This is a genomic window from Achromobacter sp. UBA5777, assembly GCF_002418565.1.
Lineage (GTDB): Bacteria > Pseudomonadota > Gammaproteobacteria > Burkholderiales > Burkholderiaceae_B > Achromobacter > Achromobacter animicus.
Map to the genome: position 1 here is coordinate 3061 of NZ_DIEJ01000167.1, position 395 is coordinate 3455.

At 69.6% G+C, this 395-nt stretch carries 1 pseudogene; it reads left to right on the top strand.

Annotated features, from left to right (window positions below):
- Nucleotides 1-395: pseudogene (locus B3446_RS13285) on the top strand (5-methyltetrahydropteroyltriglutamate--homocysteine S-methyltransferase); the annotation flags it as partial.

Here is a 395-nt window from a genome sequence, read left to right on the forward strand (position 1 = left end):
CTGGTGCGCGCGCCGGAGCAGCTGGCCGCGGTGGTCGCCGGCCTGAATGACGGGCAGGTGCTGTCCGCAGGCATCATCAATGGCCGCAACATCTGGCGCACCGACCTGGACGCCGCCATCGCCACGCTGGCTCCGGTCGCGCGCCAATTGGGCGACCGCCTGTGGTTGGCGCCGTCGTGCTCCCTGCTGCACGTGCCGGTCGAGCTGGAAAACGAAACGGATCTGGACGCCGAACTCAAGAGCTGGCTGTCCTTTGCCGCCCAGAAACTGAATGAGCTGAGTCTGCTGGGCCGCGCGCTGGACAGCGCCAAGGACCCGACGGTGCAGGATGGGCTGGCCGCGCAACGCGCCGCCCTGGCCGCGCGGCGCGCTTCGGTGCACATCCACAATCCGGC